General features: G+C 58.8%; 22 protein-coding genes. 4 read left to right on the top strand and 18 right to left on the bottom strand.

Annotated elements, in window-relative coordinates; genetic code table 11:
- Nucleotides 1–60: 60 nt before the first annotated feature.
- Complete coding sequence (locus IB250_RS28405; RefSeq protein WP_192347000.1) at nt 61–2,142, bottom strand: carboxy terminal-processing peptidase; 2,082 nt, start codon at nt 2,140–2,142, stop codon at nt 61–63.
- 138 nt (nt 2,143–2,280) lie between these two features.
- Between IB250_RS28405 and IB250_RS28400 the strand changes: the two genes are divergently transcribed.
- On the top strand, nt 2,281–3,243 hold the full coding sequence (locus IB250_RS28400) for a zinc-binding dehydrogenase (RefSeq protein WP_192346998.1): 963 nt from the start codon (nt 2,281–2,283) through the stop codon (nt 3,241–3,243).
- Nucleotides 3,244–3,366: 123 nt separating this feature from the next.
- On the opposite strand, the gene IB250_RS28395 is transcribed toward IB250_RS28400, so the two are convergent.
- The 6 genes from IB250_RS28395 to IB250_RS28370 form a co-directional block, all read right to left on the bottom strand.
- Nucleotides 3,367–4,020, bottom strand: coding sequence for an HAD family hydrolase (locus tag IB250_RS28395; RefSeq protein ID WP_192346996.1), 654 nt, complete (start codon nt 4,018–4,020; stop codon nt 3,367–3,369).
- A gap of 34 nt (nt 4,021–4,054) precedes the next feature.
- Nucleotides 4,055–5,044, bottom strand: coding sequence for an ABC transporter ATP-binding protein (locus IB250_RS28390; RefSeq protein ID WP_007898867.1), 990 nt, complete (start codon nt 5,042–5,044; stop codon nt 4,055–4,057).
- A complete protein-coding gene (locus IB250_RS28385; RefSeq protein WP_192346994.1) occupies nt 5,041–5,841 on the bottom strand; it encodes an ABC transporter permease in 801 nt (266 codons plus the stop codon). Before IB250_RS28385 ends, IB250_RS28390 begins: the two co-directional genes overlap by 4 nt.
- Nucleotides 5,828–6,664 carry an ABC transporter permease gene (locus IB250_RS28380; RefSeq protein ID WP_192347014.1) on the bottom strand — a complete coding sequence of 279 codons (837 nt, stop codon included), beginning with the start codon at nt 6,662–6,664 and terminating at the stop codon, nt 5,828–5,830. Before IB250_RS28380 ends, IB250_RS28385 begins: the two co-directional genes overlap by 14 nt.
- Before the next feature lie 5 nt (nt 6,665–6,669).
- Nucleotides 6,670–7,476 (bottom strand): alkaline phosphatase family protein, encoded by an 807-nt coding sequence (locus tag IB250_RS28375; protein ID WP_192346993.1) that lies wholly within the window; start codon nt 7,474–7,476, stop codon nt 6,670–6,672.
- Nucleotides 7,477–7,656: 180 nt separating this feature from the next.
- Complete coding sequence (locus IB250_RS28370; protein WP_192346991.1) at nt 7,657–8,721, bottom strand: ABC transporter substrate-binding protein; 1,065 nt, start codon at nt 8,719–8,721, stop codon at nt 7,657–7,659.
- Between the two features lie 350 nt (nt 8,722–9,071).
- Here IB250_RS28370 and IB250_RS28365 point away from each other — a divergent pair, with 350 nt between their 5' ends.
- Nucleotides 9,072–9,785 carry a UTRA domain-containing protein gene (locus IB250_RS28365; protein WP_123360108.1) on the top strand — a complete coding sequence of 238 codons (714 nt, stop codon included), beginning with the start codon at nt 9,072–9,074 and terminating at the stop codon, nt 9,783–9,785.
- A gap of 65 nt (nt 9,786–9,850) precedes the next feature.
- Here the strand turns inward: IB250_RS28365 and IB250_RS28360 are convergent, their stop codons facing one another.
- From IB250_RS28360 to minC, 6 genes are all read right to left on the bottom strand, one after another.
- Nucleotides 9,851–10,027, bottom strand: coding sequence for a hypothetical protein (locus IB250_RS28360; RefSeq protein ID WP_192346989.1), 177 nt, complete (start codon nt 10,025–10,027; stop codon nt 9,851–9,853).
- A 145-nt stretch (nt 10,028–10,172) separates the two neighbouring features.
- Entirely contained in the window at nt 10,173–11,462 is a 1,290-nt protein-coding gene (locus IB250_RS28355) for a M18 family aminopeptidase (protein ID WP_123496236.1), read from the bottom strand.
- Nucleotides 11,463–11,670: 208 nt separating this feature from the next.
- Complete coding sequence (locus tag IB250_RS28350) at nt 11,671–12,306, bottom strand: RluA family pseudouridine synthase (RefSeq protein WP_030131660.1); 636 nt, start codon at nt 12,304–12,306, stop codon at nt 11,671–11,673.
- 182 nt (nt 12,307–12,488) lie between these two features.
- Entirely contained in the window at nt 12,489–12,743 is a 255-nt protein-coding gene (gene minE / locus IB250_RS28345) for a cell division topological specificity factor MinE (RefSeq protein ID WP_007898843.1), read from the bottom strand.
- Nucleotides 12,743–13,555, bottom strand: a complete 813-nt coding sequence (minD, locus tag IB250_RS28340; RefSeq protein WP_007898841.1) for a septum site-determining protein MinD — start codon at nt 13,553–13,555, stop codon at nt 12,743–12,745. Before minD ends, minE begins: the two co-directional genes overlap by 1 nt.
- Nucleotides 13,556–13,756: 201 nt before the next feature.
- The gene (gene minC, locus IB250_RS28335) at nt 13,757–14,494 is read right to left on the bottom strand and encodes a septum site-determining protein MinC (RefSeq protein WP_032830770.1); all 738 of its coding nucleotides are present in this window, start codon (nt 14,492–14,494) and stop codon (nt 13,757–13,759) included.
- 118 nt (nt 14,495–14,612) lie between these two features.
- Between minC and IB250_RS28330 the strand changes: the two genes are divergently transcribed.
- Nucleotides 14,613–15,545 (top strand): lipid A biosynthesis lauroyl acyltransferase, encoded by a 933-nt coding sequence (locus tag IB250_RS28330; RefSeq protein WP_192346987.1) that lies wholly within the window; start codon nt 14,613–14,615, stop codon nt 15,543–15,545.
- Nucleotides 15,546–15,580: 35 nt separating this feature from the next.
- Entirely contained in the window at nt 15,581–16,753 is a 1,173-nt protein-coding gene (locus tag IB250_RS28325; protein WP_192346985.1) for a patatin-like phospholipase family protein, read from the top strand.
- Between the two features lie 141 nt (nt 16,754–16,894).
- Here the strand turns inward: IB250_RS28325 and IB250_RS28320 are convergent, their stop codons facing one another.
- The 5 genes from IB250_RS28320 to alc all read right to left on the bottom strand — a co-directional run bounded on the left by IB250_RS28320 (nt 16,895) and on the right by alc (nt 22,052).
- Nucleotides 16,895–17,680, bottom strand: coding sequence for an outer membrane protein OmpK (locus tag IB250_RS28320; protein ID WP_192346983.1), 786 nt, complete (start codon nt 17,678–17,680; stop codon nt 16,895–16,897).
- Between the two features lie 375 nt (nt 17,681–18,055).
- Nucleotides 18,056–18,841 (bottom strand): outer membrane protein OmpK, encoded by a 786-nt coding sequence (locus IB250_RS28315; protein WP_192346981.1) that lies wholly within the window; start codon nt 18,839–18,841, stop codon nt 18,056–18,058.
- A gap of 234 nt (nt 18,842–19,075) precedes the next feature.
- Nucleotides 19,076–20,380 (bottom strand): urate hydroxylase PuuD, encoded by a 1,305-nt coding sequence (locus IB250_RS28310; protein WP_192346979.1) that lies wholly within the window; start codon nt 20,378–20,380, stop codon nt 19,076–19,078.
- Between the two features lie 50 nt (nt 20,381–20,430).
- Nucleotides 20,431–20,934, bottom strand: a complete 504-nt coding sequence (locus tag IB250_RS28305) for an ureidoglycolate lyase (RefSeq protein WP_192346977.1) — start codon at nt 20,932–20,934, stop codon at nt 20,431–20,433.
- A 122-nt stretch (nt 20,935–21,056) separates the two neighbouring features.
- On the bottom strand, nt 21,057–22,052 hold the full coding sequence (gene alc / locus IB250_RS28300; RefSeq protein WP_007898829.1) for an allantoicase: 996 nt from the start codon (nt 22,050–22,052) through the stop codon (nt 21,057–21,059).
- Between the last annotated feature and the right edge of the window lie 26 nt (nt 22,053–22,078).

Raw genomic sequence — 22,078 nt, 5'->3', positions numbered from 1 at the left:
TGTTTGATGACGCTCCGGAGAGCGTCAGCATTAAATTGCCATCATTCTGATTGTAACCACTTAGTGCTTGGCAACCGCGGTGTTGAGTTTCAAGTAATCCAGCAGAATCCGCCCCGTCTCGCTCAGATAAGCATCGTCTTCTGGCTTGGTCTTGTCCTGTTCGGCCGCGATGGCATCTTCGTCTTCTTTCTTCAACTCTTTGAGCGGCTCTTCGCCCTTGGCCTTGCGACGGATGTTTTCCATGACAAGCTGCTTGGCTTCGATGTCGGCATGTTGTGCGCGACGGTCGGCTTCATTGAGGCTGACGGTTTTTTCGCTCATCAACTTCTGCGCCAGGGCCAGTTTGTCGCGAATGAACACGAACTCCGCGTCCTTGGCCGTGCGTACGTCATGCTCGGACTTGAGCTGTGTAATGTACGGTTTGAACGGGTCAAGCGCAGGCTTGATGGCCGCACGAATGGTGTCCCATGGCATGGCTTCCGGCAGGGCGCTTTCACCGATTTCCTTGGTATCGATGATCGACGGGTAGTCGATGTCCGGCAGCACGCCCTGATGCTGGGTGCTCTGGCCGGAAACCCGGTAGAACTTGGCCAGGGTCAGTTTCAGTTCGCCATGGTTCAGCGGCTGAATGGTCTGCACGGTGCCTTTGCCGAAGGTCTGGCCGCCGATGATCAGCGCGCGGTGGTAGTCCTGCATGGCACCGGCGAAAATCTCCGAAGCCGAGGCGGACAAGCGGTTGACCAGCAACGCCATCGGGCCTTTGTAGAATGCGCCCGGGTTTTCATCTTCCAGCACATCGACCCGGCCATCGGCGTTACGCACCAGTACGGTCGGACCTTTGTCGATGAACAGACTGGTCAGCTCGGTGGCTTCCTGCAAGGAACCGCCGCCGTTGTTGCGCAGGTCGATGACCACGCCGTCGACCTTGTCTTTCTGCAGCTCGGTCAGCAGCTTCTTGACGTCGCGGGTGGTGCTCTTGTAGTCCGGATCGCCAGCACGGAAGGCCTTGAAGTCCAGGTAGAAGGCCGGGATCTCGATGACGCCGAGTTTGTAGTCCTTGCCATCCTGCTTGAGGTTGAGAACTGACTTCTTCACCGCCTGATCTTCGAGCTTCACCGCTTCGCGGGTAATCGGCACGATCTTGGTGGTCTGGTCGTTCGGCGCGTTGCTGGCCGGAATCACTTCCAGGCGCACCACGGTGCCTTTGGGGCCACGAATCAGTTTGACCACTTCGTCCAGGCGCCAGCCGACCACGTCGACCATCTCTTTGTTGCCCTGGGCCACGCCGATGATCTTGTCGGCCGGTGCAACCTGCTTGGTCTTGTCGGCCGGGCCGGCAGGCACCAGGCGCACGACTTTCACTTGATCGTTATCGCTCTGCAACACGGCGCCGATGCCCTCCAGGGACAGGCTCATGTTGATGTCGAAGTTTTCCGCGTTATCCGGCGACAGATAGTTGGTGTGCGGGTCGTAGGACATGGCGAAGGTGTTGATATACGCCTGGAAGATGTCTTCCGCACGGGTCTGGTCCAGACGCGACAGCTGATTCTTGTAACGCTTGGTCAGGGTTTCCTGAATCTGCTTCGACTCTTTGCCGGAGATCTTCATCCGCAGCACTTCGTCCTTGACGCGTTTGCGCCACAGGTCGTCCAGCTCGGCAGTGGTCTTGAGCCAAGGGGCATCCTTGCGATCGACCAGCAAGGTTTCCTTGGCAGTGAAGTCGATCTTGTCGACGCCCTTGTTCAGCTCGGCAAGGGCAAAGTCCAGACGCGCCTTGACGCGGTCCAGGTAGCGCTTGTAGATGGTGAACCCGGCGTTCAGGTCGCCGCTTTTGAGGAAGTCGTCAAACTGGGTTTTCCATTTGTCGAATTCGGCAATATCGCTGGCCATGAAGTAGCTGCGCGAGGGATCCAGCAGCTTGATATAGCTGTCGTAGATGATCGCGGAGCGTGCATCGTCGAGCGGTGGTTTGCTGTAATGGTGACGCTTGAGCAATTCGACGACGTTCAGACTGGCGATTACTTCGTCACGATCGGGCTGAAGCTTGTCCCAGCTGTTGGCTGCGAACGAATTGCTCGACATCGGTAAAAGACCGAGACCAATGACAAGAGCGAGGGCGGTGCTGGGGAGCAGATGCTTCATGCTGATTCGACGCGGGGACAATTGATAACGCATATTAGGCCGTCTTTGAAGTCGCCGGATCCACAAGGACCGGTCGCATAATGCAAAAAGCCCGGCGCTACAGCTTCGGGCTCAGTCCAGACTCACTATGGAGGCACTGTGAAAGCATTGCAAGGCGTTGAGGGGCGAGTGGAGTGGGTTGAAGAGCCGAGTCCTACGTGCGATGTAGGACAAGTTCGCATCCGGGTGGCGGCAGCAGGACTCAATCGCGCCGATTTGTTACAGAAAGCAGGACTTTATCCGCCACCGCCGGGAGCCAGTCAAGTACTGGGTCTTGAGTGTTCCGGGGTGATCAGCGAGGTCGGTCCGGGCTCTTCCTGGCAGGTCGGTGATCGGGTTTGCGCCTTGCTGGCCGGGGGTGGGATGGCCGAAGAGGTAGTTGTCGACGGACGGCATGTGTTGCCGGTTCCCGAAGGTTTGTCCCTGGCCGAGGCGGCCGCGTTGCCGGAAGTGTATGCAACCGTTTGGCTGAATTTGTTTCAACTGGCTGCGCTCAAACCGGGTGAGAAAGTTCTCCTGCACGCCGGGGCCAGTGGAATCGGTTCAGCTGCCATTCAGCTGTGCAAGGCGTTTGGTAACCCGTGCTGGGTCAGCGTCGGTTCCGCCGAGCGTCTGGCCTACTGTGAAGCGTTGGGCGCACAGGGTGGAGTGGTGCGCAACGGCGATCTGGACAGCTTGAATGATCTTGCGCCGTTCGACGTGATCCTCGACCCGGTGGGTGGCAACTACGCGGCGTTGAACCTCAAGCTGCTGGCTCGCGATGGTCGTTGGGTGCTGATCGGTTTGATGGGCGGTCGCGAGGCGCAGCTGGATCTGGCGCAGGTACTGGCCAAACGTGTGCAACTGCTGGGTTCAACCTTGCGCAACCGCGATGAGCAGTTCAAAGCCGATTTGTTCAGCGATCTCGGCCAGCATGTCTGGCCGCTGTTTGCCGAAGGGCGTTTGAACCCGCAACTGGCCAGGACATTTGCAATCAAGGATGCCGAAGCGGCATTTGCGGAACTGGCGACCAATAAGGTGTCGGGCAAACTGGTGTTGATGATTGACGAAAGCCTGGTTTAGGGATGATCGCTCCCACGCTCCGCGTGGGAACGCCTCAATGGACGCTCTGCGTCCGCTTCTGGGACGCGGAGCGTCCCGGGCTGCATTCCCACGCGGAGCGTGGGAATGAGCAGTGGGGCGGGGTTACTTCCAGATATGGATTGGCCAACCGGCCTTTTCGGCGTGTTCGAGCAGCACCGGATCCGGATTCACCACATGCGGAAAGTCCACTTTCAGCAGCAGCGGCAAATCGTTGCGTGAGTCGGAATAGAAACTTGCACCTTCCAGATTTTCCTCTTCGGCATCCAGCCATTCCAGCAACCGGGTGATCTTGCCTTCGCGGTAGGTCAACGTGCCAACGGTATTACCGCTATACACCCCGTGGGCCACTTCCAGCTCGATGCCAAGAATCTCGTCGATGCCCAACCGGTCGGCAATTGGCTTGACCAAATGCGTGCCCGAGGCCGAGATCACCAGGATCCGGTCGCCGGCCTTGCGGTGGGCGGCGATGGCTTTGGTGGCGTCGCTGAAGATGATCGGCTCGATGAAGTCTTCTACCCAAGGCGCGACCAAGTGCTCGACCTCTTGCGGCGTGCGACCGATCATCGGTTCCAGACTGAAGGTCATGTACTCCTCCATGCGCAACTTGCCGTGGCTGTAAGCGTCCATCAGTTCGTTGTTCTGACGCATGAACGACTCGGGATCGACCCAGCCCAGGCGACCCATTTGCTCGCTCCAGAGGGTGGCGCAGTCGCCGTGGATCAGGGTTTCGTCCAGATCAAAAATTGCCAGGGCCATCAGTGCAGTTCTCTCTTCAACATCAGCAAGGTCATCAGGCTACCTCACACAGGGCCGTCGGATCGATGGAAAGTGCCAGGCGCTGACCATCAGGATGTAAATCGGCTGCCGAACGGTTCAGCACATCCACCACTAATTCCACGCCCCGGGCTTCGACCCGATAGCGAATGACGTTGCCCAACAGGCTGTGGCTGCGAATCTGCGCATCGAGCTCGCCGTTCAGGCTCAGTTCAATAGCTTCCGGGCGAATGGCGAGGCGATGGGTGATCGGTCGTTGCAACAGCTTGCTGGCGCTGTCGGCATCCAGCAAGTTGTAGTTGCCGATGAAGCCTGCGGCAAACACATCGACTGGCGCGGTGTAGAGGGTTTCGGCATCGCCGCTCTGTACGATCTTTCCTTGATTCATCAGGAAGATTCGGTCAGACATGGTCAGGGCTTCTTCCTGATCGTGAGTGACGAAGATCGTGGTCAGACCGAGTTCGCGCTGGATCTGACGGATCTGTTCGCGCAGGTGCTTGCGAATCCGCGCGTCTAGCGCCGACAGCGGCTCATCCAGCAACAGCAACCGAGGCCGGGTCACCAGCGAGCGAGCCAGGGCGACACGCTGGCACTGGCCACCGGACAGTTGATGCGGGTAACGGGCGGCGAAGTCATTGAGCTCCACCAGTGCCAGCACTTCGGCGACGCGCTTGTGGCTGTCGTCCGCGTTGACCTTCTGCATGCGCAAACCGAAGGCGACGTTCTGCTCCACGGTCATGTTCGGGAACAGCGCATAACTCTGGAACACCATGCCGATCCCGCGTTTTTGCGGGCTCAGTGGGACGAGGTCCTGACCTTCCAGCAGGATCTTGCCGCCGTCCACCGAGGTCAGGCCGGCGATGCAACGCAGCAGGGTGGACTTGCCGCAACCGGACGGGCCGAGAAGCGTGACGAATTCGCCTTTCTTGATTTCGCAGTTGATGTCGCTGAATACGGTAGTTCCAGAGTAATTTTTCTGAAGGTGTTGGACGCTGACATAGCTCATTCGCTTTTGTCCTTGTTCAAGATATTGGCCGCCCAGGTCAGAACCAGCACAAAGAAGAAGTAGGAGATCACCAGCGCACTGGTGAAGTGGCCGCTGCTGTTACGCATATTGTTGAGGTAGACCTGCAGGGTTTCGTAGCGGGTGCCGACGAGGATGTTGGCGAACACGAACTCACCGAACAGGAACGAGAACGACAGCAGCAACGCCACCATCAAACCCTTGCGCAGGTTCGGCAGCACCACCAGGAATGCCGCTTGCCAAGTGCTGGCGCCGAGCAGTTGCGCGGAGTCCATCAGGTCGTGCAGGTTGATCGCTTGCAGGTTATTGGTGATCGCCCGGTACATGAACGGCAGCGCCACGGTGAAGTAGCAACCAATCAGAATCCACGGCGTGCCGACCATCGCGAACGGCCCCGAGCCATAGAGCTGCAACAACCCCACCGACGACACCACCGGCGGCACCGCGAAGGGCAGCAGGATCAGGATGTTCATCAATGCGTCGAGTTTCGGGAAGTGGTAATGCACCACGAACAGCAGCGGCAGAATCAGCACCACCGACAGAATCAGCGAGCCGACGCAGACCAGCAAGGACTGACCGAATGCGTCGAGAAAGCGCGGATCGCTCCACAGCTGGAGGTACCACTTGAAGGTAAAACCGCTGGGCATGATCGTCGCGGACCAACTGCTGGAGATCGAGTAGATCAGCGTTCCGAGCAGCGGCAACAGGAGAATGGCAAACAACAAGTACACCACGACGCGGTGATAGACACCGACGGGGCCCAGTTCAGCGCGAGACATGGTAGCTCCTCTTCAACAGCAGCTGATGCACGATAGTCACCAAGGTCATCAACGCCACCAGCACCACGGCCAAGGCGCTGGCCAGGTTCGGGTCCAGGGAAATGTCGCCGGAAACCATTGCCGCGATGCGGATCGGCAATACGTTGAAGTTGCCGGTGGTCAGGGCGTAGACCGTGGCATACGCGCCGAGGGCGTTGGCCAGCAGAATCACGAACGTGCCCAGCAGCGCCGGGGTCAGCACAGGCAAACCGATGTGTCGCCAGAATTGCCAGCCATTGGCACCGAGCAACTCGGCGGACTCACGCCAGTCTTCGCGCAGGGCATCGAAAGCCGGGTAGAGCAGCAGCACGCCCAAGGGAATCTGGAAGTAGGTGTAGAGAATGATCAGACCGGTTTTCGAGTACAGGTTGAAGTCCTGAATGATCCCCGCCTGTTTCAACATGATGGTGAAGGTGCCGTTGAAGCCCAGCAAAATGATGAACGCAAAGGCCAGGGGCACGCCGGCGAAGTTGCTGGTCATGTTGGCGAAGGCATTGACGAAGTTGCGCAGTTTCGAGTCGACCCGGCGCAAGGAGTAGGCGCCGAGTACGGCGATGATGATGCCGAACACACTGGACCAGAAACTGATCTCGAGGCTGTACTGGATCGCCTGCAGATAGAACTTCGAATTGAAGATTTTGCTGAAGTTGGCCAGGCCCCAGCCGAACTCTTCCGATTCCAGGCTGTTGATCATTACCCAGAGCAGCGGGGCGATCTGGAACACGAAGAAGAAAATCGCGAAGGGCACCAGGCACAAAGCGGCCAGCCATTTACCGCGGGTCATGGCATTCACTTGAGCAGCTCCTGGCACACAGGTTTGTCGTGGGGCACGCCCAGCAGTTCGCAGACGGTGCCGCAGATTTCGGTCTGTTTCGGCGCGGCGTTTTGATTGAAGCTGAAGGCATCGCCGAGGACGAACAGCGGCACTTCGCGTTCTTCGGGCAGCAGGCCGTTGTGCGAGCGGTCGTTGTTCATGCCGTGGTCAGCCGTCACCAGCACCTGGTAACCGGCGTCGAGCCAGCCTTGCAGGTAATCGGCAAGGATGATGTCGGCCGAGCGAGCGCTGTTGCGATACTGCGGGGTATCGAGGCCGTGCTTGTGCCCGGCGTCGTCGATGTTCATGGGGTGGACCAATAGAAAGTTCGGCGCATGGCGCAGGCGCAGGTTTTCCGCGTCGGCGAACAGGTGCGAGTCCGGGTAGTGGTCGTTCCAGTAGAAGTGACCGTGCTGGATCGGCAGTTCGGGGTCGTCGGTGTGCCGATCCCGCGCGGCCACGAACGGCGAACGGTTATACAACTCGCTGACCCAGTGATAGGCCGCGGCGGCGGTTTTCAGGCCGGCGTCGGTGGCGTAGTGATAGATGCTGCGCTGGTTGGACAGGCGTGAGACGTTGTTGTGAACGATACCGCTGACGATTGGCGTAACGCCGGTCAGGATGCATTCATAAAGTGGTCGGGACAGGGCCGGCAGTTCGCACTCCAGCTTGTAGAGTGCCGCGCGTCCTGCGCCAACGTAAGCCTGCAGATGCCCCATGGCGTGGCGCGCGACTTCGTAATTGAGGCCGTCGAGCACGACAAGGATGACGTTGTGCTTCATAGGGGCTGGGACTCCGCAAAAACAGATGATTCAAGTACGCAACCAATCCTTTGTGGGAGCGAGCCTGCTCGCGATAGCGGTCTGACATTCAACATTGATGTTGGCTGACAGTCCCTCATCGCGAGCAGGCTCGCTCCCACATTGGATCTCCATCAGATCCCCGAATGGGGATCTACCGTGTTACGGCATATTGATAATGACTTCTTCCTGCCACTTCTGCGGCAGCGACTTGGAGGTCTTTTCCCATGCATCGGCATCTTTGATCGGCGTGACCTTTTTGTACTGCTCGTTAGGCAGCAGTTTGGCCTTGACCTCTTCCGGCAGCTTCAGGTGTTCGGCGCGGATCGGACGGGCGTTGCCTTTGGCCAGGTTGATTTGGCCGGCATCGCTGAAGATGTATTCGCGGGTCAGCTTGGCGGCGTTCGGGTGCTTCGCGTATTTGTTGATGATGGTGGTGTAACCGGAAATCACCGAGCCGTCGGACGGAATCAGCACGATGTAGTCATCCGGGTTCGCCATCTTGGCCTTGTAGCTCAGACCGTTGAAGTCCCAGACCACGCCGACTTCGATTTCACCCTTTTCCATAGTGGCGATCGTCGGGTTGGCCATGGACAGGCGCCCTTGCTTGGCGATGTCAGCGAACAGCAACAGGGCTGGCTGAATGTTTTTCTCGTCACCACCGTTGGCGAGGGCGGCGGCCAGTACACCGTTGGCCGCCTGGGCTGCAGTACTCACGTCACCGATAGAGACTTTGTACTTGCCGGTCTTGAGGTCGGCCCATTTGGTCGGCGCTTCAGAACCGTGCAGCAGTTTTTTGTTGATGATGAATGCGATGCTGCCGGTGTAGGCCAGCGCCCAGTTACCGTCCTTGTCCTTGGCCCAGTCCGGAATCTGTTCCCAGGTGGTGGGTTTGTAAGGTTGCACGACACCTTGCTTGACCGCGATCGGGCCGAACGCGGCACCGACGTCGCCGATGTCGGCCGTGGCGTTGTCTTTTTCGGCGGCGAACTTGGCGATTTCCTGGGCCGAGCTCATGTCGGTGTCGATGTGTTTCAGGCCATATTTCTTGGCCAGGTCTTCCCAGGTGCCTTTCCAGTTGGCCCAGTCATCGGGCATGCCGACGCTGTTGACTGCGCCTTCCGCTTTCGCAGCGGCTTCCAGGGTTTTCAGATCATCCGCCGCCATGGCGGTGGTGCACAGGGCAATGGTCGAGCCTAACAGTGATGCCAGGAAAAACTGTTTCATCCGAAGCTCCTTTGGGCGTTTTCAACGCTGCGATTGCGGTTGTGTTGGTCTAGGTCAGCAATACCTGAGCCAATTTAGGCGGGTTGGATGACATTTTGATGTCGACGACCGGTCGGCCTGAATTTTCTGCGCTCGGATACGCGGGGTGCGAGATAAGCGTAGACCATGGCTAAAGAGCTGATATGAAAGGGACTTGGCCATAAAATTGCAGGTGTCTGGCGCAACCGTTCGGCGGCTTTGTCATCTGTCAGTCATATGCAGTGCCTAGGCTTGCAGGCAGTTGAAGGAACCGATTTGAATCACGGTTCTGCCCTGAATCAGTGCTGGTCTAGTCCAGATAGGTAACGTTGATGCGCATCGAGACCACCAAAGCGGTGACAGCCATCGGGCAGGTTCTGCAAGAACAGCTCGACCATGGTCTGTTGGCGCCGGGGAGCAAGTTGCCGGCAGAGCGCAAGCTCAGTGAGTTGTTCGGTACCACGCGGATCACCGTGCGTGAGGCTTTATTGCAGCTGGAGGCCCAGGGCCAGATTTATCGCGAGGAGCGGCGCGGCTGGTTTGTGTCGCCACCAAGGCTGGCTTACAACCTGATGCAGCGCAGCCACTTTCACGCGATGGTCAGTGCGCAGGGGCGAGTGCCGTCCACCGAGGTGATCTCGGCCCGTTTGCAACCGGCATCGGCGGCGGTGTGTGCCTGGTTGCAGTTGCCGGCGCTGTCGAGCGTGATTCAGATCTGCCGTTCGCGACGGATTGACGGGCGATTGGTGTTGTATGTGGAGCACTACCTGAACCCGCAGTTTTTCCCGGGGATTCTGGACTTCGACCTGAATCAGTCGATGACCGAACTGTATGCACGGCATTACGACTTGCATTACGGGCGGGTGCGCTTCGAGATTGTGCCGACGGCGTTGTCGGTGGACGCCGCGGCGGCTTTACGGGTGTCGGTGGGCAGCCCGGGGTTGCGGATTGCCCGGGTCAATTACGATCAGCATCAACGACTGATCGATTGTGACCTGGAGTTCTGGCGCCATGATGCGATTCATGTCGGGGTGGATGTGGTGTAGGACACACATTCACCTGCACATCACTTGGCGAGCCCGTCAAATCAATGCGAGCCAGGCGCGAGGATTTATTCGTTGAGTTTGGCGAGGATCTTGTAGATCACAGTGGCGAGGATCATCAGCATGCCAACCCATATCGCGAACACACCGGCATTCTTGTCGCGAAAGTTGAAGCCGATGGCCAGCATGATCATCCCGGAAAGAATCGGGATCAGCATGGCGTGGAACGAAGACAACGAGATCATGGTGACAGCCTTGTCGGAGAGGGGTACTGCAAGTCTAGGCGGCTTTCGGATGAGCGGTGGTGATGTGAGTCAGAAGTGAGTCAGAAGCAGCGCAATCCGTGTGGGAGCGAGCAAGCCCGCTCCCACAGATTGCGATTCGCTCGGACTACGGCAATTCGCGGCAGGCGTAAAACGCGCTCAGCACTTTGACCAGATGTGCCAGGTCATGGCTGCCGCACAACTCACGGATCGAGTGCATGGCGAACGTCGGCAAACCGATGTCCACAGTGCGCACGCCCAGGTGGCTGGCGGTGATCGGGCCGATGGTCGAGCCGCAGCCCATGTCGCTGCGTACCACGAAGCTCTGCACCGGCACTTCTTCGGCCATGCACAAATGGCGGAAGAACCCGGCGGTTTCGCTGTTGGTGGCATAGCGCTGGTTGCTGTTGACCTTGATCACCGGGCCGGCGTTGAGTTTCGGGCCGTGGTTGGCATCGTGCTTGTCCGCATAGTTCGGGTGCATGCCGTGGGCGTTGTCGGCCGAAACCAGCAGGGATTTCTGAATGGTCCGTACGAATTCGTCCCCTTCGGGCAACAGACGACGCAGGGTTTGCTCAAGCATCGGGCCGTCGGCGCCACAGGCCGAACAGGAACCGACTTCTTCGTGATCGTTGCAGACCAGTACGCAGGTTTCGTCGGTTTCGGTCGTCAGCAAAGCTTGCAGGCCGGCGTAGCACGACAGCAAGTTATCGAGGCGCGCACCCGCAATGAAATCGCCATGCAGGCCAATGACCGCTGCGCTTTGGGTGTCGTAGAAGCTCAGCTCGTAATCGAGCACTACGTCAGCGTTCAGGCCGTGTTCGCGGGCCAGTTGATCGGTGAGCACGGCGCGGAAGTCCACGCGCTCGTCACCGGCGAATTGCGCGAGGATCGGCGGCAATTCGGTCTGGGCATTGATCGCCCAGCCCATATTGGCTTCACGGTTGAGGTGAATGGCCAGGTTCGGGATGATCGCGATCGGTGCCTTGAAGTCGATCAACTGGCTCTCGACCTTGCCGTCGCGGCGGAAGGTTACGCGACCGGCCAGAGACAAATCACGGTCGAACCACGGTGCCAGCAGTGCACCGCCATAGACTTCGACACCCAGTTGCCAGAAGCCCTGGCGTTGCAGTTCCGGCTGGGGTTTGACCCGCAGGCATGGGCTATCGGTGTGCGCGCCGACCAGACGGATGCCGCCATGCAGGGGCGAATGACGGCCCATTTTGAACGCGACGATCGAAGAGTCATTACGGGTGACGTAGTAACGACCATGGGCTTCAGTGGTCCATGGCTCACGTTCGTCGAGGCGCATGAAACCGGCCGCTTCCAGGCGCTGGACAAGACTGGCAGTGGCATGGAACGGGGTAGGGGAGGCCTTGAGGAAGTCGATCAGGCCTTGGTTCAACTCTTCGCGCATAAGAAACTCCAGACAGCAGTGGCGCCAGTTTAACGTATTGGTCACAGAATTGGCGGTGGACTGCTGCTGGGGTGCACTCGAATCTGTGCCTGCCAGAGATCTCCTTGTGTGGGGCTTGCTCGCGAAAGCGGTGTATCAGTCGACATAGATGTCGATTGGCACTCCCTCTTCGCGAGCAAGCCCGCTCCCACAGGTTGCTCATTGACCGTTAAAACGGTGCAGGACACTCGAAGCGCAGGCGTTCGCCCGTCTGGGGATGAGTGAAGCTGAGCATGCTGGCGTGCAAACAAAGTCGTGGCCAGGCAGCCAAGGCTTGCTCATGGGCGTAGAGCCCGTCACCCAACAGTGGGTGGCCGATGGAGAGCATATGCACGCGCAACTGGTGAGAGCGGCCGGTGATCGGCGTCAGTTCGACGCGGCACCAGTCGCCACAACGCTCCAGCACACGCCAGAAGGTCAAGGCGTGCTTGCCAAATTCGTGGTCCACCACATGGCGTGGCTTGGTCGGCGGGTCGTAGCGCAGGGGCAGGTCGATGCTGCCACTGTCCAGTTCCGGTTGTCCCCAACACAGGGCGGTGTAGGCTTTTTCGGTTTCGCGGTCGTGAAATTGCCGAGACAGCTCGCGATGAGTGTCCGGGTCACGGGCCAACAGAATGATACCGGACGTTTCCCAGTCCAGCCGATGGACGATTCGCGCTTCCGGGTAGCCGTTTTCTTGCAGGCGCGTGATCAGGCAGTCCTTGTTGTCATCGGCCCGGCCGGGGACGGAGAGCAACAGGGTCGGCTTGTCGACCACCAGTACGGCGGCGTCCTGATGGATGATGCGGATGTTGGACAACGGCATTAAAACAGCCTCGTAACAAACGCCAACGGCGGCTCAGGCCCCGCGTCCTGTAGGAGCGAAGCTTGCTCGCGAATGCGTCAACTCGGTCTGTCAGATAGACCGAGTTGCCTGTGTTCGCGAGCAAGCTTCGCTCCTACGGAGTGCGTAAGAGCCTGAGCCGCCGTGGCTCCCGCCGGATCGACTCAGCGATCTGGCAGGGTGATATTGAGTTCCAGGATCGAGCAACTGCCCTGGTTTTCCAGAGCGACGTGCACGTCATCGGACCCGATATTGACGTACTTGCGGATCACTTCCACCAGTTCCTTCTGCAAGGCTGGCAGGTAATCCGGCGTACTGCGCTGGCCGCGTTCATGCGCCACGATGATCTGTAGACGCTCTTTCGCTACCGACGCGGTGCTGACCTTTTTACTGGCACGAAAGAAGTCAAAAAGGTTCATTACCTACCTCCAAAAAGTCGCTCGAAGAATCCCTTCTTCTCGACATCGAGGAAACGATGGTCCACGGTTTTACCCAGCAGGCGATCAACGGCATCGCTGTACGCCTGACCGGCGTCGCTCTGATCGTCGAGAATCACAGGTACGCCCTGGTTGGAGGCCTTGAGGACGGCTTGCGACTCCGGAATCACGCCTAGCAGGGTTACTGCGAGGATTTCCTTGACGTCTTCGACGCCGAGCATTTCACCGTTACTCACGCGTGTCGGGTTGTAGCGGGTCAGCAACAAGTGTTCCTTGATCGGGTCTTCGCCGTTTTCGGCACGACGGGACTTGCTGGCCAGCAGGCCCAGCATGCGGTCCGAGTCACGTACGGAGGAGACTTCCGGGTTGGTCACTACAATCGCTTCATCAGCGAAGTACATGGCCAGGTGGGCGCCTTTCTCGATGCCCGCCGGAGAGTCGCAGACCACGAATTCGAAGTCTTCCTTGAGCTGCATCAGGACCTTTTCGACGCCTTCGACAGTCAGCGCGTCTTTATCGCGAGTCTGACTGGCGGCCAGTACGTAGAGGTTTTCCAGACGCTTGTCTTTGATCAGAGCCTGTTGCAGGTTGGCTTCGCCGTTTACCACGTTGACGAAGTCATACACCACGCGGCGCTCGCAACCCATGATCAGGTCGAGGTTACGCAAGCCGACGTCGAAGTCGACGATAACTGTTTTGTGACCGCGCAGAGCGAGGCCGGTACCGATAGCGGCGCTGGTGGTGGTCTTACCCACACCACCCTTGCCGGATGTAACCACGAGAATCTTGGCCAAGGTGTTTTACCCCTAAGGAAAAAGGACGTTTAGCCCCTGAAAAACATCTCTTGAAAAACTACTGCAGTCGGACAGCCTTGGCTGGAATCCGGTTCTGAGCGGCGTTTACCCCCGGTAAACACTGCTTTTGGCCTTTTTCCTACTTCGTTTGAGCCGTTTTCGCTACGTTTTAGAGATGCTTGGAAAATGCGGCAGTATCCGTTAAAGCCGAATGATGTTCAACACGTCGCCCGACAGGCTGACTTGTACGCCCGCGCCCCACAATGGATCACGACGCAGATCCTCGGAAACCTTGTAGTGGCCAGCGATGGAGACCAGTTCAGCGGTCATTTGCTGACAGAAAATCCTGGCTTTCGTGTCACCTTTGACGCCGGCCAAGACACGACCGCGCATCGCGCCGTATACATGGATGTTCCCATCGGCGAGAAGTTCCGCCCCCGGGCTGACCGACGAAATCACCACCAAATCGCAACCCTGGGCATAAATCTGCTGGCCACCGCGTACGGGCGACGTGATGATTTTGGTCGGTTTAATGGTCGGTTCCGGTGGTTTTTCCGGTTTTTTCGCAACAGTGCCTTCGTGCGGGTCGAGCGGGCGCTCACGGGCGCCGGACGGCGGCAGCACCGGCAGATCGACGGCGATGGCGGCGGCAATGTCTTCAATGCGGCTGGCACGGATCGCCAGGGTGCGCAGGCCATGCTGGCGGCAGATGCGCATCAGCCCCGGCAGATCGACCGAGGCTTCGCTGGCCGGAAGTTTGTCCAGGGCCAGGACCAACGGCGCATTGCTGAAGAAGTTGGGCGCCTGGGCGACCTTGGCGGCCAGTTGCCGATCAAGGTTCTCAAGGTCGTTACGGGCCAGTTCCAGCACCGTAATGGCAAGCATGCTGCCCTTCAACTGGAACACGGGATCTTGGTCTAGCGGTTCGGTTTGGCTCATGGTCGGCATACAACGGCTTGTCACTAAAAGTGCCGAGACTTATAACGAGAACGCCCGCAGGCCGCAAGCCGGGTCGAACGATGTAGAATGCGCGGCCACTGTCTTGACGGAACCTTTAATGGATCGCCCGCGTTTTCGAACAGCATTTCTTTCTCCACGTTTCTGGCCGCTGTGGTGTGGCTTGGGGCTGTTGTGGCTGATTGTGCAGTTGCCATATCCGGCGTTGCTGTCGGTCGGTCGCGTCTTGGGTGCCTTGATGTATCGAGTGGCCGGCGACCGACGGCGCATTGCCAAGCGCAATCTTGAGCTGTGCTTCCCTGAAAAGTCCGCTGCCGAGCGCAAGCGTCTGCTCAAGGAAAACTTCGCCTCCACCGGCATCGCCTTCTTCGAGATGGCCATGAGCTGGTGGTGGTCGCGCAAGCGTCTGGCGAAACTGGCCCATGTCGAAGGCCTGGAGCATTTGAAGCAGGCCCAGCGCGACGGCAAGGGCGTGATTCTGATGGCTGTGCATTTCACCACGCTGGAGATCGGCGCGGCGTTGCTCGGTCAGCAGCACACCATCGATGGCATGTACCGCGAACACAAGAATCCACTGTTCGACTACATCCAGCGTCGTGGCCGCGAGCGGCACAACCTCGACTCGCTGGCGGTGGAGCGCGACGACGTGCGCGGCATGCTCAAACTGCTGCGGGCCGGCAGAGCGATCTGGTACGCACCGGATCAGGACTACGGCGCCAAGCAAAGTATCTTTGTGCCGCTGTTCGGGATTCAGGCGGCGACCGTTACCGCCACCAGCAAATTCGCCCGGCTGGGCAAAGCGCTGGTGGTGCCGTTCACCCAGGAACGCCTGGCGGATGGCAGCGGTTATCGGTTAGTGATCCATGCACCGCTCGAGGGCTTTCCCGGCGAGACGGAAGAAGCTGACTGCATTCGGATCAACCAGTGGGTCGAAAGTGCTTTGCGTGAGTGTCCGGAGCAATACCTCTGGGCGCATCGCCGCTTCAAGACCCGTCCACCGGGTGAGGCGAAGCTGTACGCCAAACGCGGTTGAGTCACCGATCCCTTTAAGCACCATGGAGTGTTGCGATGAGTTCTGCTGAACCGGTTACAGGGTTGATACTTTCCGGCGGCGGGGCTCGGGCGGCTTATCAGGTGGGCGTGCTGGCGGCGATTGCCGAGCTGCTACCGGTAGGCGCGGCGAATCCGTTTCCGGTGATCGTCGGTACTTCGGCTGGCGCGATCAACGCGGTCAGCCTGGCCAGTGGGGCAATGGACTTTCGCGGCGCGATTCAGCGTCTGACTGCCTTCTGGCAAGGTTTCCGCAGCCATCTGGTATTGCGCAGCGACTGGCCGGGGGTGATCCATCAAGCCACCCGTTTTGTCAGTCACAATTTGATGGGCATTGGCGCCCCGGTGCCAGTGGCCCTGCTCAACAGCTCGCCGCTGCGCGGTTTACTCAACGAAAAACTGCACATGCCCGGAATTGCCGAGGCCATTGCGCAAAAGCAATTGAAGGCGGTGGCGGTCACGGCGTTTGGCTATGAGTCCGGTCAGGCCGTCACGTTTTATCAGGGTGGCGGCACCATAGAATCCTGGTTGCGCCATCGGCGAATCGGCGTGCCGACCCAATTGAGCGTCGAACATTTACTGGCCAGTTCGGCGATTCCGTTGTTGTTTGCGCCGGTGAAAATCGGCGAAGAGTATTTCGGCGATGGCGCGGTGCGTCAATCGGCACCGATCAGCCCGGCCCTGCACCTGGGGGCCAGTCGCGTGCTGGTGGTGGGTGTCAGCGGCAACCCGCGCGGGGTCGACCCGCAACAGCCGCTGCAACGTGCCTACACAGGTCAGCAGCCGACCCTGGCCCAAATCGGCGGGCACATGCTCAACAGTACGTTCATTGACAGCCTGGAAAGTGACATCGAGTTGCTGCAGCGTCTGAATCAGTTCAGCCATCTGCTGCCCGACGGCGCGCCGAGTCGGGCATTGGGAGCAGCGCCGGTGGAGGTGCTGGTGATTTCACCGAGTCAGCCGATCGATGAAATTGCGGCGCGGCATCGCCAGGAATTGCCGGCGGCCTTGCGTCTGTTTTTGCGCGGGCCGGGGGCGACCAAGACCAGTGGGGCAGGGGTATTGAGTTATCTGCTGTTCGAGGCGGGATATTGCAGCGAGTTGATCGATCTGGGGCGACGCGATGCGTTGGCCAAGCGCGATGAGTTGTGTCGGTTTCTGGGGTTGGTGGAGCCTGCGGTTCCGGCTTGAGATTTGTGGTGCGGCTTTCGCGAGCAAGCCCGCTCCCACATTTGATCGGTGATGATCGCAGATTCTGTGATCGACACAAATCCATTGTGGGAGCGGGCTTGCTCGCGAAGGCGTCGTTTCATACGCCACACAAAGTGAAGATTAGAAGTGGAACTTCACCAGGAAGCTCGTGTTGCTCTGATCGGTCTTGAAGTACTGGCTGTCCTTGATCCCGTACTTGTCTGACCAGTAGTCGTACTCGACACCGACGTACAACTGCTTCTCGCCTATGTTCAGGGCTTTGCCCAAGTCGTATTTGATCTGTGGGTTGAAGTGCAGGTTGGCGTGGTAGGTGCCTTTGCTGTTCTGGTCGTTGTCGACCACCCAGTCCATGAAACCATCGATCAGGATGTTCGAATCGCCCACGGGAATGGTATAGGACCAAACCGGGGTGATCTGCCAGACGTTGTCACCCGCACGGCTGCCTTCAGTGTGACGCTGGTAGAAGTTCAGCTGGAAGTAGTCGAACCCGGGAATCGCCAGGTCGAAACCCGGACCGATCAGGTAGGACTCGGTATCGCCCTCACCGAACTCATACGTCATGGCCAGCAGCACGTCTTTGATCGGGCCGAACGCCAGTTTCTGGTCGAAGATTTTGCCAAACGACAAGCGCGGGCTGATTTCGCCGTAATAGGTGTTCGGGCCGGCGTTGAAGTCCTTCTCGCCGTTGTAGAAAATCTTGTCGACGAACACGAAGTTGTCCCCGTATTTCCAGGCATCGGCATGCTCGAAGGTGACAGTTTGCTGAATGCGCGGGTTGACCTGGAAGTCCTTGCCATAGAGGTAAGTCAGGCTGTTGTTCTGCCATTGCAGCAAGTCGCCGGCCATTGCCTGGCCCCCGGCCAGCAAGGATCCCGCGAGCATCAGGCTGGTGCACGTACGTTTCATTCGGTTGCTCCAAAAAAGTAGGTGGTTCCACGTTTTTTTTCTAAGGTCGGCACTCTGGTGTGGCGCCTTTTTCTTTGCTGTAAAAAACAATCCAGTCGGTCAGCTTTAGTGCTGTTAGCAAGAGCTGAGCCAAGGCTTTCGAAAAGCCAAAAAACGCCCGTTCGGCTGTTTGAAAACAGTCGATTGAGCGTCAATTCGAGAGGCCTTGGTGCTGTCCAGAGCCGGGATAAGTTGGCTTTCTGGTCAGGAATTAAATCCGCGCTTTTTTTTAGAGCGGATTCGGGCGGGCGCGGAGAATACTGACTCCTTGGCCAGGTCTCAAGTGCCCCGCAACAGAGCACCGCTGACAGGTATCGGGCACGGTTGCGGGCCATCTTAAAAGTGCACCTTTACCAGCAGGCTGGCGGTGTTTTGGTGAGTGTCAAAGTTGGCGCTGTTTTCGATTCCGTACTTGTTTTTCCAATAGCTGTATTCGGTGCCGACGTAGACGAATTTCTCGCCCCAGCCCAGCGCTTTGCCCAAGTCGTATTTGATCTGCGGATTGATGTGCAAGTTGGCGTGATAAGTGCCGCGTGCGTTGTGATCGTTGTCCACCACCCAGTCCAGATAGCCATCGATCAACAGGTTCGAATTGCCTAGCGCAACGCTGTAGGACCAGGTGGGAGTGATCTGCCAGACACCATCACCGGGGCGTGGGCCTTCGGTCTGGCGACGATAGAAGTTCAAGGTGAAATAGTTGAAACCCGGTGCTGCCAGATCCAACCCCGGGCCGATCAGATATGCCTCGCTGTCGCCTTCGCCGTACTCGTACGTCAGGGCCAGCAATACGTCTTTGATCGGGCCAAACTCGAAACGACGGTCGAGTATCTTGCCAAAGGACAGGCGCGGACTGAATTCGCCATAGAAGGCGTGGGGCCCTTTATTGCGGTCTTCTTCGCCGTTGTAGAAGATCTTGTCGATGAACAGGAAGTTGTCGCCGTACTTCCATCTGTCGGCGTGTTCGAACGTCACCGTCTGCTGGATCGACGGGTTGACCACGAAATTCTTGCCGTACAGGTAGCTCAGGCTGTTGGTTTGCCACAGCAGTAAGTCCTCGGCCATGGCGTGGCTCGCGGCCAACAGGCCAGAGCCCAACAGCGCGCTGGTTTTTATCCGAATCATCTGTTGCTCTCTTTTGTTTTTATTGTTTGAGGCGCAGGCAGCCACCCTTGTGGGAGCGAGCAGGCTCGCTCCCACAAGGGTGTGTGTCTTTTAGTGGGTCAGTGCGGGTGGGTGTGGCAGTTCGGAATGCAACACCTCGGATCTTTTTTATTCTTGTGATTTTTGTTTCAAGTGGACCTGTGGCGGGGGGCTTGCTGTGGCCACAAAAGCCCCCTCGCCACAACGGGGTGTTGCTTATTGGGTTTGAGCTCCCTGAACAATCCACGCACCGATCAGGTCGCGCTCTTGCTGGGTCATCTGGGTGATGTTGCCCAATGGCATGATCTGGCTGGCAACCGCCTGGGCCTGGATGCGCGGGGCCTGAAGCTTGATCTGCTCGGGGGTATCGAACATCACGCCCGCCGGTGCCGCGCTGAACAGCGGGCTGGTGGGTTTGGCCGAATGGCAGACCGTGCAGCGTTCCTGGATTACGTCATGCACCTTGTCGAAGGCAGGACCGGCATTGGATGCCTGGGCGGGTGCAGTTTCAGGGGCTGCCGCCGGTGCAGCTTCAGCCGGTTTCTTGCCACCGCCGAGGGCGGTTTCCGGCAGCGGCTGATACTCGATGGTGCCGGGCGCCTTGGCCACTTCAGGTGCGCTGGACATCGGCGCCGGCCCGGTCACGTAGGCCAGGCAGATCATGCCGACCGCCGCAGCGGGCAGGGTCCAGGCAAACTTGTGGCTGTCATGACGGGTGTTGAAGTAGTGACGCACCAACACCGCCAGCACCGCGATCCCGGCCAGGATCAGCCAGTTGTATTGGCTGCCGTAAGTGCTCGGGAAGTGGTTGCTGATCATGATGAACAGCACCGGCAAGGTGAAATAGTTGTTGTGCCGCGAACGCAGCAAGCCTTTGGCCGGCAGCGCCGGATCGGGCGTGCGGTTCTCGGCAATCGCCGCCACCAATGCGCGTTGGGCCGGCATGATGATGCGGAACACGTTGCCAACCATGATGGTGCCGATGATCGCGCCGACGTGCAGGTACGCACCACGACCGCTGAACACTTTGCTGAAGCCGTAAGCGGCGCCAATGATCAGCACGAACAGGATGACACCGAGCAGGGCAGGGCGTTTGCCCAGGGCCGAGTCGCAGAGGAAGGAGTAGACGAACCAGCCGACGAACAGCGAACCGATGCCCAGCAGAACACCTTCAGGGCCGGTCAGGCTGCTGCCCGGAGCGAGCAGGTAGAGCGTCGGGTTGGAGTAGAACACCACGCACAGCAGCGCGACCCCCGACAGCCAGGTGAAGTAGGCTTCCCATTTGAACCAGTGCAGGTTGTCCGGCATGGTCGGTGGAGCCAGTTTGTATTTTTCCAGGTGGTAGATACCGCCGCCATGGATCGCCCACAAATCGCCCGCCAGCCCGTTTTTCGGGTTGACCCGATTGAGGTTGTTTTCCAGCCAGACGAAATAGAACGACGCGCCGATCCAGGCCACGCCAGTAATCATGTGAACCCAGCGCACGCTCAGGTTCAGCCATTCCAACAGATGTGCTTCCACAGTCTTTACCTCTCGCCTGTCACTCTGTCGTCGAGTGATCAGACCTTCTCTTATTGGTGGGGGGCGAGGATCAAACGCTCATCCTCTTTGAAAAAATGCTCATCGCAGTTATTGCCTGTGCCACTGCGATCAACCACCAGGAAGTCATCCCGCTTTTCGATCGTCAGCACCGGATGGTGCCAAACGCCGCGATGGTAATTAATGCCCTGCCTGCCGTTGGTGACGAAGGCGCGGACCAAGCCTGATACAGGTTCATCGCCAAGTGGCGCGACCACGATCAGAAAGGGGTTGCCGAGCAGCGGAATGAAGGCCTGGCTGCCTAGCGGATGACGCTCCAGCATGCAGACGGTCAGCGGCATGTCCTGCGCATCGGCGCGGAAAATGCTGATGATCGCCTTGTCCTCTGGCGTGGCGGTTTCCACCGTCGCCAGTTTGTGAAAGCGCATGGTCGAACCGTTGTTGATCATGAAGTGATCGCTGCCGTCGGTTTCGATCACGTCACCGAAAGGGGCGAAGGCTTCTTTGGTCAGCGGTTCAATCATCAGTGTGCGCATGCTGGTCTTCTTTTCGTTAAGTTCTGTGTTGTCTGTTCTGGCGTCTTCGCGAGCAAGCCCGCTCCCACAGGGGAATGCATTTCAAATGTGGGAGCGGGCTTGCTCGCGAATGGCCTCACCGCTTATTTAGCGACCTTGCCCAATACCCGCAGGCGGCTCACACCACCATCCGGGAACACATTCAGGCGGATGTGGGTGATCGGGCCCAGCGCCTTGATCTGCTCGGCGAAGGTGTGTTCGGCGTGCATTTCCAGCTTCTGGCTTGGCAACAGTTCGCGCCAGAACAGCGATTGGGTTTCGATCTGGCTGTCGGTGCCGCCTTTCACGAATGCACCCTGGATCGAGCAAGTGTCCGGGTAGTTGCCCTTGAAGTGCAGGGTGTCGACGATGACTTTTTCGATCTCGCCGGCATGGCCCAGCGCGACGATCACCCAGTCATTGCCCGGCGTGCGACGACGTGCGGTTTCCCAGCCGTCGCCCATGTTGATGCCACGGCCCGGGTTGAGGATGTTGCTCATGCGGCCGAAGTGTTCATCGGAGCAGGCCAGCGCCCGGCCGCCGTTCAGGGCTGCTGCCAGGTCGACTTGTTCGTTGTCGCCCACAGCGGACCAGTCGCGGAACGGAATGCCGTACACACGCAGACGGGCCACGCCACCATCCGGGTAGATGTTGAAGCGCAGGTGGCTGAAGGCCTGGTCGTTGTTGATTTCGTGGTAGTGGTGGCTGTTGCCTTGCAGCTCGACGGCTGACAGCACTTCAGTCCACTGGGTGTTTTCGTCGGGCTCGCCCGAGGCCAGGAAGCAGGCTTCCAGCGAAGCAGATGGCGGGTAGTTGCCGGTGAAGAATGAAGTGTCGATGTCCACGCCCTTGATCGAGCCCGGTACGCCCAGGCGGATCACCGCACTGTCGTAGCCTTCGAAGCGCTTGCGGCGCGACTCCCAGCCGTCCATCCACTTGCCGTTGTCGTCGAACACGCCCTCTTTCCACACCGCCGGGGTCGGTTGGAACAGACGGTTGGCGTCGGCGAACCAGTCATCGGTGACCGAGATGATCTTGGTGCCCAGGCGGGCGTCGGCCAGGTTGACGAACTTCTCGAAAGGTACGGCGTAAGCTTTCATTCTTCTTGTCTGCCTTTAATTAGTTG

This window comes from Pseudomonas sp. PDM09, from assembly GCF_014852305.1.
GTDB lineage: Bacteria > Pseudomonadota > Gammaproteobacteria > Pseudomonadales > Pseudomonadaceae > Aquipseudomonas.
This window is presented reverse-complemented; position numbering and strand designations above follow the sequence as displayed.

Excerpts from the sequence above, each read along its gene's own strand:
- IB250_RS28405 (WP_192347000.1), bottom strand. The coding sequence starts at position 2,142 with ATGAAGCATCTGCTCCCCAGCACCGCCCTCGCTCTTGTCATTGGTCTC.
- IB250_RS28395 (WP_192346996.1), bottom strand. The coding sequence starts at position 4,020 with ATGGCCCTGGCAATTTTTGATCTGGACGAAACCCTGATCCACGGCGAC.
- IB250_RS28390 (WP_007898867.1), bottom strand. The coding sequence starts at position 5,044 with ATGAGCTATGTCAGCGTCCAACACCTTCAGAAAAATTACTCTGGAACT.
- IB250_RS28385 (WP_192346994.1), bottom strand. The coding sequence starts at position 5,841 with ATGTCTCGCGCTGAACTGGGCCCCGTCGGTGTCTATCACCGCGTCGTG.
- IB250_RS28380 (WP_192347014.1), bottom strand. The coding sequence starts at position 6,664 with ATGACCCGCGGTAAATGGCTGGCCGCTTTGTGCCTGGTGCCCTTCGCG.
- IB250_RS28375 (WP_192346993.1), bottom strand. The coding sequence starts at position 7,476 with ATGAAGCACAACGTCATCCTTGTCGTGCTCGACGGCCTCAATTACGAA.
- IB250_RS28370 (WP_192346991.1), bottom strand. The coding sequence starts at position 8,721 with ATGAAACAGTTTTTCCTGGCATCACTGTTAGGCTCGACCATTGCCCTG.
- IB250_RS28365 (WP_123360108.1), top strand. The coding sequence starts at position 9,072 with ATGCGCATCGAGACCACCAAAGCGGTGACAGCCATCGGGCAGGTTCTG.
- IB250_RS28360 (WP_192346989.1), bottom strand. The coding sequence starts at position 10,027 with ATGATCTCGTTGTCTTCGTTCCACGCCATGCTGATCCCGATTCTTTCC.
- IB250_RS28355 (WP_123496236.1), bottom strand. The coding sequence starts at position 11,462 with ATGCGCGAAGAGTTGAACCAAGGCCTGATCGACTTCCTCAAGGCCTCC.
- IB250_RS28350 (WP_030131660.1), bottom strand. The coding sequence starts at position 12,306 with ATGCCGTTGTCCAACATCCGCATCATCCATCAGGACGCCGCCGTACTG.
- minE (WP_007898843.1), bottom strand. The coding sequence starts at position 12,743 with ATGAACCTTTTTGACTTCTTTCGTGCCAGTAAAAAGGTCAGCACCGCG.
- minC (WP_032830770.1), bottom strand. The coding sequence starts at position 14,494 with ATGAGCCAAACCGAACCGCTAGACCAAGATCCCGTGTTCCAGTTGAAG.
- IB250_RS28330 (WP_192346987.1), top strand. The coding sequence starts at position 14,613 with ATGGATCGCCCGCGTTTTCGAACAGCATTTCTTTCTCCACGTTTCTGG.
- IB250_RS28325 (WP_192346985.1), top strand. The coding sequence starts at position 15,581 with ATGAGTTCTGCTGAACCGGTTACAGGGTTGATACTTTCCGGCGGCGGG.
- IB250_RS28320 (WP_192346983.1), bottom strand. The coding sequence starts at position 17,680 with ATGAAACGTACGTGCACCAGCCTGATGCTCGCGGGATCCTTGCTGGCC.
- IB250_RS28315 (WP_192346981.1), bottom strand. The coding sequence starts at position 18,841 with ATGATTCGGATAAAAACCAGCGCGCTGTTGGGCTCTGGCCTGTTGGCC.
- IB250_RS28305 (WP_192346977.1), bottom strand. The coding sequence starts at position 20,934 with ATGCGCACACTGATGATTGAACCGCTGACCAAAGAAGCCTTCGCCCCT.
- alc (WP_007898829.1), bottom strand. The coding sequence starts at position 22,052 with ATGAAAGCTTACGCCGTACCTTTCGAGAAGTTCGTCAACCTGGCCGAC.